The 11782-nt window shown below is 35.7% G+C and carries 9 protein-coding genes; 6 read left to right on the top strand and 3 right to left on the bottom strand.

Annotated elements, in window-relative coordinates; translation table 11 throughout:
* Window positions 1–171 precede the first annotated feature (171 nt).
* Both P9B04_RS05350 and P9B04_RS05345 read right to left on the bottom strand, forming a co-directional pair.
* Window positions 172–465: a hypothetical protein gene (locus tag P9B04_RS05350; protein WP_342053969.1), complete on the bottom strand. Its 294-nt coding sequence runs from the start codon at window positions 463–465 to the stop codon at window positions 172–174.
* A 133-nt stretch (window positions 466–598) separates the two neighbouring features.
* Window positions 599–2833, bottom strand: a complete 2235-nt coding sequence (locus tag P9B04_RS05345) for a ComEC/Rec2 family competence protein (protein WP_342053968.1) — start codon at window positions 2831–2833, stop codon at window positions 599–601.
* A gap of 213 nt (window positions 2834–3046) precedes the next feature.
* Between P9B04_RS05345 and P9B04_RS05340 the strand changes: the two genes are divergently transcribed.
* The 6 genes from P9B04_RS05340 to P9B04_RS05315 all read left to right on the top strand — a co-directional run bounded on the left by P9B04_RS05340 (window position 3047) and on the right by P9B04_RS05315 (window position 10543).
* Window positions 3047–4441, top strand: a complete 1395-nt coding sequence (locus P9B04_RS05340; protein ID WP_342053967.1) for a DICT sensory domain-containing protein — start codon at window positions 3047–3049, stop codon at window positions 4439–4441.
* Window positions 4442–4711: 270 nt separating this feature from the next.
* A complete protein-coding gene (locus tag P9B04_RS05335) occupies window positions 4712–5050 on the top strand; it encodes a hypothetical protein (protein WP_342053966.1) in 339 nt (112 codons plus the stop codon).
* Window positions 5051–6967, top strand: coding sequence for an ABC transporter ATP-binding protein (locus P9B04_RS05330; RefSeq protein ID WP_342053965.1), 1917 nt, complete (start codon window positions 5051–5053; stop codon window positions 6965–6967). It abuts the gene before it with no gap.
* 43 nt (window positions 6968–7010) lie between these two features.
* The gene (locus tag P9B04_RS05325; RefSeq protein ID WP_342053964.1) at window positions 7011–7385 is read left to right on the top strand and encodes a phasin family protein; all 375 of its coding nucleotides are present in this window, start codon (window positions 7011–7013) and stop codon (window positions 7383–7385) included.
* Between the two features lie 54 nt (window positions 7386–7439).
* The gene (locus P9B04_RS05320) at window positions 7440–7853 is read left to right on the top strand and encodes a hypothetical protein (RefSeq protein ID WP_342053963.1); all 414 of its coding nucleotides are present in this window, start codon (window positions 7440–7442) and stop codon (window positions 7851–7853) included.
* Window positions 7854–8092: 239 nt separating this feature from the next.
* Entirely contained in the window at window positions 8093–10543 is a 2451-nt protein-coding gene (locus P9B04_RS05315; protein WP_342053962.1) for an EF-hand domain-containing protein, read from the top strand.
* Window positions 10544–10626: 83 nt separating this feature from the next.
* On the opposite strand, the gene P9B04_RS05310 is transcribed toward P9B04_RS05315, so the two are convergent.
* Complete coding sequence (locus P9B04_RS05310) at window positions 10627–11742, bottom strand: DUF1576 domain-containing protein (protein WP_342053961.1); 1116 nt, start codon at window positions 11740–11742, stop codon at window positions 10627–10629.
* Between the last annotated feature and the right edge of the window lie 40 nt (window positions 11743–11782).

Here is an 11782-nt window from a genome sequence, read left to right as displayed (position 1 = left end):
TCTTTGACTTATTTTACCATAGATATCCTATCATCTAGCATGAAATAGCCCTGTATTAGCGATTACTTAATAGTACTGATGTGGGCGGTAAATACAAGCCCAATTTTTAGAAAATTTTAATCATTAAAAGTTTGTTCCTGATTAGTCTCGCATATCCAATCAATAGCACACTTAAGAGACGATATTTTTCCATCCCATCAACTTTCTACCTAAACGAAAAACAAGAGCATTTCCTAATCCTAGTGTCTGGGAGACTTCAATCAAAGAAGGTTCCATATCTTTGAGGGAATCAAGTAAATGAGGACATTGAACAAAATCAAGGCAAATAACTGTTGAATGATTCCAAGGTTCACGAAAAATTTGACATTGGGAAGGGAGAAACCCAATCTTGGTACGGAAGCGGTTGAGAACTTCTTTTTCCAGTTCGCTACTCGTACACTTGAAAGGTAACTGTGGATTATTCATGCAATCCTCATAATAATTTCAGGGCTATTTCTATTCTCTCCTACAGTAGCACCTTAAGCAGAGAAACACTGTAATTGTTTTAACTAACTTTGCTATTTGTTAAGATTTTAAAAGTATTTTAGAATACACGATTTTAGAGGTTTTCTCCTTGATTATTTAATAGGGGTTGAATTCCCTGTTTTGGTATCCATTGAATTGCTCCATCCTGCTGTATCCAATACCATTTAATGTTTTCTTGACGTAATTTTTTCTTAACCAGTTTTGAAAGATAATTAGTAGAGATAATTACAACTTCTGGTTTATATTGTTGCACCAATTTTATCCAGTCGGTTGAAAAATTGTTTCCTGACCACAAAAATACATCAAGGGAATGGTCAAGGTTGAGTGATATTAATGGAAGGTTCTGAGTTTGACTATCCATCCATAACCAATGTTTGTCTTTAATTTGCCACTGTACTACCGCAATATTTTTGTTAATGACTTTTATCGTAGTAAAGTCTCTTTTCCTAGTTTTATCCTTATTATTATGTTTTTCTTCATCAAAAATATAAATAGTTTGATTTACCTTAGTTTTATTTTCAAGCATTGATAAACTTAATTTTTTTCGAGGATTGGCAATAATTGCTGTGCTTATTTGATTAATACCTTGTTGGTACAAAAAAGGTAATACTGTGTATTTTATATCTGATTCATTGCCAATATTGATTAGATTTGTCTTACCTCGATTTTGTAACACTATAATAGGAGATTGATTACCTTTTAAGATTGTCACTTTTGAGAGAGTCAGATTTTTGTGAATAATAGGAATAATTACCAAAACAATAATTATCAATGCACCTTTCTTCCAATGTTTTTGCAATTTTTTATTTGACCAAATCGTAATTAGAACACTATAAATAATAATCAAAGTAATTAAAGATATTTGTCCAACAGCAAAAGCACTTAATTTTAAGTGAGGTATTTGTTGAGCAGACTGTAATAAAATTTCAAGAGGCCAAAACAAAAAAATTGCTATCTGTGTTCCCAAACTGGGAATTACTAAAATAAAAATAGCACTAATAATTCCTCCCACTATTAATAACATAACTAATGGAGTTGCTAAAATATTGAAGGGAATGGTATAAAAACTAAAACTATGAAAAACATACATAGTCAAAGGAGATGTCCAGATAGCGACTGCTATAGGAACTGCTATTAGTGATGCAATTTTTGTAGGTAAAAAGTCTAACTTTTTTGTAATCAGTGGACTGGTTACCAAGAGAGCAAACGTTGCCAAAAAACTTAACTGAAATCCCAAGTCCCAGATCCATAAAGGATTAAAGACTAGCAATAAAAATCCTGATAATAACAAAGCACCTAAAGAATTTGTTTTTCTATCTAAAAGCTGACCAATTAAAATAGAAAAAGCCATCAAAGCAGCGCGTAAGATTGATGGTTGAATCCCTGTCAATCCTACATAAAATAGTAAAATAACGACACCAAATATTAATCTCTTATTAGGGGATAAAGATTGAGTCAACCAAAAAATAATAGCCAACAGTAACGCCACATGAAACCCTGATGCTGCCAAAACGTGCGACAGTCCAAGATTAACAAATAAATCTCGAGTTTCAGGAGGTAAATCAACTGCTTTTCTTCCCAGAATCATGGAACTAATAACTAATCCCTTTTCAGTACCTAAAGCATTGGTAAATCCATTAATAATGCGATGTCTCAGATTCGTCCATACCAAAAAAGTATTCTCACCAATAAAGACGATTTTTTCCCCTTTTAACCCAGAAAAAGAACCTTGTTTTGCTAAATATTTTTTAAAGTTAAACCCCCCTGAATGTTGAGGGGATCTTGGCTTATATAAATTTCCTTCAACAATCAAAGTTTGTCCAGGAAAAATGGAATTAATTTCTTCAGTTGGTAAGGTGAGATACAATTTTCCTGTTACTGTTTTAAATGGCTCGTTTGATTTGCTAAAATTAGCCTTTTGTGCTTTTAACCAAAACTTTTTACGATTATTACTGGTTATTCTTGGTTCTGATATATTTTTTCCTAAAACTTGAACTTTTTGAGATCTAAAACTATCTTTTATTAGGTAACTTATGTCCGTTGATTTTGGAGAAGGAAGACGTAATTGAAAATATACAACAGCAAAAAAAGCTACCAAAGAAACGAAAAACCAAAACCTTAATGGAGGACACCTCCGCCAATTACGGTTTAATATGATAAATAAACCAAAGGGAATAGTAAAAGTTAATAAAATAACAATTGTCCATTGTTGCCAAGAAGGATCAGGATTAGGAAAACCCCACAATCCCGTTAATAATAAATCCCCAATATAAGCTAAAATAAAAATGATATAACGCCAAAAAATCATACAAATTTTCCCATTTATTGAATCGGGACTATAGACATTAGTTAATAACCACACAGACTAGCTTGAATCAGTGGATTATACACACTAAAAGTGGACATTAAAAGTCTCAAAATTGAAAACCTATAAAAATTGTTAACAAAACTCTATAAAATTAATCCACCAACCCCAACAAATGAGAGAATAATAGAGTATAAAAACAGAGGTTATAAGCGGATGAACGCTCCTACCATCTCAGAACTATCCCTCTATCAACTCACTCAAACTACTGACCCTGGGTTGACCCCTCTAACGGTTTCCGCAGCCACCTTTCGGGAGTGGATTGATACTGCGGTTCAGTTTTTAATTGACCAAGAAATACAAGGGACTGTCTGGGCAAAATTACCGCCTCATTCCCGTTGGTGGACAACCCTAGAAACCTATTATCAAGAAGGTCTTTCTGAGCAGATTTATCGTTGTAGTATTAGTCGTAGTGGTGGGACTGCACCCTCCCGTCATAGCTCTCGTGGGAGTCATTCATCCCAGAATAACCTGGTTCCCATCGTACTCGAAACCAGTAGCCAACTGAGACGAGAACATTTTTGCCTAATTCTTTCCCCTGGACTTTGTAGTCTCATTTTGGCACAAGAGCAAATTCCCCCAGAAGAAGACCCCCCTTCGGGACTCCTAGAACCAACGGTTCTCAAGGTGATCTACAGCTTTAATCCCAACGTCATCCAAAAAGCACTAAGCGCGATCAAACATCTGATTACCATAACAGATGTCACCCCAGCAGAAGTATTAACAGACTCCGAGTTACCCTTCTCTGTACCTACTGAAGTGGATACAACTTTATTGACAAAGTTATGGTACCAATTTTTGCCCCACATTTCCTCTGCTTCCCTCAACCTCCAGCAAGAAAACCCTCAACCGGTTCTGCAAAAAAGTTTTAGTCTGGGAGAGGAATTCTTAGGACCCCTCACTAGGGAGTTGAGTACCCCTCTAACCAACATGAAAACTGCCTTAAGGTTACTAGAGTCCAAACAACATAAACGAGACATTAGACAACGATATATCGACCTCTTGAAAGGAGAATGCGATCGCCAAAATACCCTACTGCTAGGATTACAAGAATTATTACAGCTTAATCAAAGTCTAGAAGAATCTGCCCCCACTGTTCACCTCGAAGAAGTGGTTCCAGGGATCGTTAGTACCTATCAAGCGATCGCTGAAGAAAAGGGAATCTTGTTAGGATATACCATTCCTCCTGGTTTTCCTGCTGTTGCTTGTCCCAGTGGTTGGTTAAGACGCATCTTACAAAACATTATTCACAATAGTCTCAAATTTACCCCCACAGGAGGACGCATTACCGTACAAACAGATTTGCGATCCGAGGGTGTACAAATATCCGTTACTGACACAGGAATGGGAATCGAAAGTAGCGATCTTCCCAAACTATTCGATACCTTCTATCGTGGACGCAACACTCTTAACCCCCCCGTTGAAGGAGTAGGACTAGGATTAACTATCGTCCATTATTTGATAGAACAATGCGGTGGTAAAATCGAGATCATGTCTCAAGTCGGAAAAGGAACCATTGTTAAAGTGATTTTTCAAGAATCATCTGATTAAATATAACTTGGTGATTGGTTCTATTTACATCTTACACCAGTACAAGAAAACTTAATAATTACCAACAAGACAGCACACCAGGAGATAGGAATTCACCGCAGATCCTAAACCCTACACCCTAACCTAACCAACACTTCATGATGCCGGTGCAAGATGTGAGTTATAGTAATACAAAAACAGGCTGGGAAATTTAGTTATTTATTAATTGTACTTTCCGGGAATGGAGAGTTTTCCTAATGTTTCAACCTATAGCTATCAAAAAAAACACCAATGAATCTAAACGAACAAAAGCAAATTATTAACAATCCTGTATTTGAGTTGATACAAACCTCCGTTAAAATATTGTCCATTGTCTTAATTAGTCTAGCTATTTTTTGGGAGCTTGGAAATCTATACGCCAAACTCAATAATTGGGAATTTTTCGGTAATTTAAACTGGATTTTTCCTTTAGAAAGAATTGCATTGATTAGTCATGCTATAGAAGGAATGATCGGCGCATACTACGCTAAATTACAAGACAAAAACCCTTTACAGTATAGCCTCTATGCCTTTTTTACAGGAACACCAGGTTTGTTAGAATTAAAAGCAGGACAAAAAGGAAACGAGTAGATGACCATTTTTACCTTACGATCAGTTAAAAAGGATTTCGGAATCAAAGAAATTTTAAAAGATGCCACATTTAGTTTAGACGAAGGGGATAAAGTCGGTTTAATCGGTACAAATGGCTCTGGAAAATCCACACTATTAAAAATAATAGCAGGATTAGAACCCATTGACGGAGGGGAATTATGGGTTAATTCTGGAACTAAAATTGTTTACTTACCCCAACAACCTAACTTGGACGAAAATCATACAGTTTTAGAACAGGTTTTTGCCGACTGTGGGGAACAAATGTCACTTATTCGAGAGTACGAAGAAATATCTCATAAATTAGCGCATAACCCCCAAGAAACTGATAATTTAATGTCTCGTTTGTCCGCCGTTACCCAACAAATTGAAACCCTAGATGCTTGGGCTTTAGAAACTAATGCTAAAATTGTTTTGAGTCAATTGGGAATCGAAAACTTTGACGCTAAAATTGGGGATTTATCTGGAGGGTATCGCAAAAGAATAGCTCTAGCTTCAGGATTATTATCAGAACCCGACGCTCTATTAATGGATGAACCAACCAACCATTTAGACGCTATTTCAGTAGAATGGTTACAAAGTTATTTAAACCGTTATTCGGGAACATTACTATTAATCACCCACGATCGCTACTTTTTAGATAAAGTCACCAACCGCATCCTAGAAATTGATCAAGGTGACTTCTACTCCTATTCAGGAAACTACTCTTATTTTTTAGAAAAAAAAGCAGAAACAGAAGCCTCAGAAATTAGTAGTCAAAAGAAACACGCAGGGGTATTAAGACGGGAATTAGAATGGTTAAAACGGGGTCCCAAAGCCAGAAGTACCAAACAAAAAGCCCGTATTGATCGCATTCAAGAAATGCAAAATAAAGAGTTTAAACAAGCTCAAGGAAAAGTAGAAATTAGTACCGCTAGTCGTCGTATTGGCAAAAAAGTTATTGAACTAGAAAATATTAATAAAGCCTATAATACCAGAGTTTTAATTGAGGATTTCACCTATATTTTTAGTCCTCAAGATCGGGTGGGAATAATTGGCAAAAATGGAGGAGGTAAATCTACTTTAGTAAATATTATCACCAGAAGAATCAGTCCCGATTCAGGCAAAGTCGATATCGGACCTACTATTCATTTTGGTTATTTTGACCAACATTCAGAAGATTTATCAATCAACGAAAATCAACGAGTTATTGATTATTTAAAAGACGTTGCAGAATTAGTTAAAACAGCAGACGGTAGCGTTATTACTGCTTCTCAAATGCTAGAAAGATTCCTTTTTCCTCCTAATCAACAATATGCTCCCATTAATAAACTATCTGGGGGAGAAAAAAGAAGATTATTTTTATTACAAGTATTAATGAGCGCGCCAAATGTTCTTATATTAGACGAACCAACTAACGATTTAGACGTACAAACCTTAGCTGTTTTAGAGGAATATTTAGAAGAATTTAATGGCTGTGTCATTGTTGTTTCACACGATCGCTACTTTTTAGACCGAACTGTTGACACGATTTTTGCCTTAGAAGAAGGGGGGAAAATTAAACAATACCCTGGTAATTATTCAGTTTACTTAGACTATAAAAAAGCTGCTGAAGAAAAAGAAAAACAGTCACAAAATGAAATAGCTTCTCAGAATAATAGACAATCAAAACCTTCTAAAAAGACTCAATCTAAACAGTCTGATAAACTTACCTTTAAAGAAAAATACGAATATAAAGACTTAGAAGAAAAAATACCTTTACTAGAAGCAGAAAAAGAACAATTAGAAGCAGCTCTATACAATAATCCTCCTACAGATTTTGAAGAAATGCAGACATTGACCGAAAAATTATCTAAATTAGTAGAAGAAATTGATACATCGACAGAAAGATGGTTAGAATTAGCAGAAAGAGAAAGTTAAGAATCTTAATGTTATAATAAAAAAAACTAGAATTGAGGACAACATGGCTGATCTAAGTAACTTGGTACAAAAAGCATTCTATCTTGGGGTTGGTATTGCCTCTTATGCCGCAGAAAAAGGAGGAACTACCATACAAGAACTGAGAGTTCAAGCTCAAAAAGTAGCTGATGAAATGGTGGCGCGGGGAGAAATAACCGCAGAAGAAGCACGAAAATATGTAGATGATATGATTCAGCAAGCACAACAATCTGAGTCCAATGAAAAGAAGAAAACTGAACAAAAAGAACCCCGTTTAATTGAAATTGTTACCGAAGAAGATGACAACAATACAGATACATCAAAACAGGAAAACTTAGATAACCTTAAGCAGCAAGTAGAGTCTTTACAAGAAGAGTTAAATAGGCTAAAACGTAAATAAATACAACTCAATAATTAAATACTATTTTATATTAAATAATTTTAAATTAATATTATGGAAGATTGGCAAAAAGATTTAACCGAATGGATGGAAAATGTAGCAGTTGCTGTTGAAGTTTTCGTGGATGAAGTAGGACAGTCTGTGGAAACAGCTACAGAGAGTTTTCAAAACGATTTCTTCAGGGAACTTGATCAGTTTTTAGATGATATTCTTATCCCCATTAATGATATTTCTGTTGAAGAAGAATTTCAAGGTTACTACTATTATCATGAGTATAACGAAGACACCGAATCAATGCTTTCCCCAAAAATAGAACCCACTCATAATGTACATCCAGCTTGTCGAGGTTGTACTCATTATCACGGGCGATTATACGGTAGAAATTTATTTGTTTGTGGGATGTATCCTTACGGTTCTAGTGATGATTCTTGTCCCGACTGGGAAGAAAATTTAACAAGTCAGAACTAATAAATATGGCAGTTTTCGTACTTGTGAAGAACAGAAGTTATCCTTTTGAGGCAGAAAATAGGTTTACCTCATGAGTCCGAGAAAAGCTATATTAACTGAGTTTTAACTTTTTTTTGATTAGATATCATCTGCGTCCATGTTCTCTTCTTGAAGCTACACTAACTTTGTTATGGATTTAGTATTATACTACAAACGATAATCAAAACCTTAACATCGATTTATAAGAACAAGAGAAAGTCATGTTTGCAAACATTCCTGAACGACAAATGAACACCTTGCGTTGGATAGCAACGGTGAGTTGGCTTTTATTGATTGCATCATTATTCTACGATCCTATCACTCCTTTGCTCACTCAACCTGGTATGGAGTGGAGTCCATTTACAATTGATAAATTAACCCAATTAGATTGTGTAGAACTTCAAGGAGAATGTTTAACAGAAACTCCTTATGCGATGGGAACCTCAATATTTTGGGGTTTTGTCATTCCTTTAGCAATTGTTATTTTATTCATCGTAGGACATGAATTTTGGCGCAGAATTTGTCCGCTTTCCTTTCTTTCCCAAATTCCTCGTACATTGGGATTACAAAGACAACACAAAAGAGTCAATGAAAAAACAGGAAAAATTCGCTACGAGTTAATTAAAGTTAAACGAGATTCTTGGCTAGGTCGTAATTATTTATACTTACAACTGGGCTTATTTTACTTGGGAATTACCAGTCGTATTTTATTTCTCAATTCCGAAAGACTGTTATTAGGAACTGTTCTAGTTTGTATTATTTTCGCCGCTGTTTTAACCGGTTATTTGTACGGGGGAAAATCTTGGTGTCAATATTTTTGTCCTATGGGTCCTGTGCAGAAAATTTATAGTGAACCCAGAGCATTATTAAATAGTAAAGCACATGAAGGGGAGCGAAAATTGATTACTCAATCCATGTGTCGTACAGTTAATTCAGAAGGAAAAGAGCAAAGTGCTTGTGTAGCTTGTAAAACCCATTGTATTGATATTGATGCAGAAAGAACTTATTGGCAGAATATTACAAACCCTGAACAACAATGGCTTTATTATGGTTATTTTGGGTTAGCTATTGGTTATTTTATAGTTTACTTTCTTTATGCAGGAAACTGGGAATACTACTTTTCTGGAAGTTGGAGTCATGAAGAGAATCAACTAGCCAATGTTTTAGCTCCTGGTTTATATATCTTCGGTAAATCAGTGCCTATTCCTAAACTATTTGTTGTTCCTTTTGTTATTGGTTTTTGTGGTTGGGGCGGTTATCAATTAGGTAAACAGATAGAAAAATCTTACAAAGCCTTTTTGATTTATAATAATCAATTAGTCAATAGTGAAATTGTCCGTTATCGGATGTTTACTGTATCTACTTGTTTGATATTTAATATCATCTTTTTCTTTGCTGGTCATAATTTCATGAGCTTTCTGCCCAGTTTTTTAGATCCATTTATACCCATTTCGGTTATAGTTTGTAGTGGTATTTGGTTACACCGAACTTGGAATAGAAATCCCCATATTTATGAAAGAGAAAGTTTAGCAAGTCGTCTTCAGAAACAATTGATTAAATTAAATCTTGATGTTTCGCAATTTTTGGAAAATCGTTTTTTAGAAGACCTCAGTGCAGATGAGATTTATGTCCTAGCGAAAGTTCTTCCCGAGTTTGACAAAGAAAAGCGTTTACAAGCTTATAAAGGAATGGTTAAAGAGTCTATCTCCGAGGGATATGTCAATATTGCTAATAGTCGTGGAATATTCAAAGATACTCGATTAGAGCTTAATATTACAGATAAAGAGCATGAACTTATTCTAACGGAAATTGAAGTGGAAAATCCTAGTTTATTTGCTCCTCAAAAACAGAGTAATCATGAAGATTGGTTAAGACAAGAAAGTTACCATCAACAGATATTAGATACATTAATTAAATCATCAAAAAATCATCCCCATCAACAAATTATTTTGGATTTGTTTGATATAGCAACAGGGAAAAAATCTGTTGAATCTTTCAACGATGTCTTGCAAAAACTATCCGTAGAAGAAAGAGAGAGCATTCAAAATATTCGAGAAACTTACTCTATTACCCTAGAGGAAGAAGAAGAAATTCTTACCCATCTAGGTACCGAGGAACTTTGGAAAACTATTGCTTGTACTTTGAGTATGATTCAAGGACTAGATTATATTTCTGAAGAACAAAATTCCCTTTCTCAAAATAATGAGCCGATAAAGATGAGTTCTGAACAAAGGATGTTTTATGAACAAGCATTTAAGAAATTTGACAAAAATGGCGATAACCTTTTATCCGTGGATGAACTACAAGCTTTACTGAGAGCAGTAGGACGCTCTTCCTCTGGGGAGAAAATGGAAAACTTGAGGGCAACAATAGACAAACAAATCAATCAAAGTGGTTTCACTTTTGACTCATTCATCAACTTAATTGAGAAAAGTTTATCAGACACAAAATACAGTCCAATTAAGCAATATTTTGATTTCTTCGATATAGATCAATCTGGGTCAGTGAGTGCCGAAGAATTACGCTTGTGTCTAAACGATTTAGATTTAGGTTTGTCTGAAACTGAAATTGAGCAATTGTTGAAATCAGTCTTCAAACATGGGCAACAAGAATTATCTTATGAAGAGTTTTCTCAAAAATTTACCCAGATAGCTCAAGGTAAACTGAGATAATCAGTCTAAATTAATTGCAAAAACCGTAGCACAAGCTTCTACCTTGTAACAGGTAAGATGCTTGTGTTACTTGGTTAAGAACCTCATTTGTTGGTAGGTGAAGTTAGGGAAATAATCACAGGAACCATCACCGTTGCGACAATACCAGCAACAAAACCATTGTTATAAAGATTGAGTCCAGCTTTGGGGATACCCACTGATAAAACGGCTGATGAGTGAATCAAACCTGCTAAAACCCCTAAAAACCAGCCAAACTTCCCTGCAATGGGAGCAAGACTGGTGCCAAATAAAGCTGCTAAGATCGAAGGTGCTTCATTAGCATTGACCGATCTCGTGAGAGTTCCTAGAAAAATACCCATCATAATAGGGATGATATTTTTAGGGTGCTTGCCAAAAGCCGCAAACCCTATAATAGTGAATAAGCCAGCCATAGTTGGTCCATTGAGGTCAGCTTTCACCAATAGAATGTAAATTAAACCAATAAGTCCGCATAAACCCATATTTACCAAGGTTGGACCGAACCCCACCAAAGCAATAAAATCTGTGGGAGCTTGACCCGATGAGCTTAGAATAGTCGGTAACTTAGCCCATGAGTGTCGATCCAGCCAAAAACCGACCAAAATCATCGATGTAATCAAGATTATCAAAAATGTCCCCAGAATAGTGTTGTTACCTGAAGTCCAAATCATCACTGGATCGGGGACAAAGCCGTAGGATTTGTAGAGTGCAACAATTAAGTTACCCATAACTCCGGCCGTAAACCCAATATTGTACAAATTGAAACCCAGATGAGTTTTAGGAAGATGGGCTGCGACGGGAGGTAAAATAAAGCCAAGCATTAGGGATGTACCCACAGCCAATGGGACTCTAAAAGGTAGAGAAAGAGTGCTACTATAAAGAATTTCTGAGAAAATGGGAGCTAAGGCACCACCAAAAAAGGCAACATTGATGTAATTAGCAAACACTTCTTGGCGAAATCTGGCGTAAAGATAGACTCCTGCGACAATAGACCAAACATTGATCAGATTCTTCCCAAAAAGACCAAATCCCATCAGCAAAAATAAGCAAGCTACCGCCGTACCAGAAATTTTAGCTTTAGTGATGCGATAGAGTGCGCAAGCTATCAGGGTTAATAATCCAGCATTAACAAAGCTGGCTCCCATTCCCCCGATACCAATGTAATCATTGACACTCCCCACGAATATAATTCGGGGGATTCTTGGTTCACTGACTCAAGTT

Origin of the sequence: Crocosphaera sp. Alani8, from assembly GCF_038442745.1 — a bacterium.
Lineage (GTDB): Bacteria > Cyanobacteriota > Cyanobacteriia > Cyanobacteriales > Microcystaceae > Crocosphaera.
Note: the sequence above shows the minus strand (reverse complement) of the source record. Positions and strands in the feature narration are given on the sequence as shown.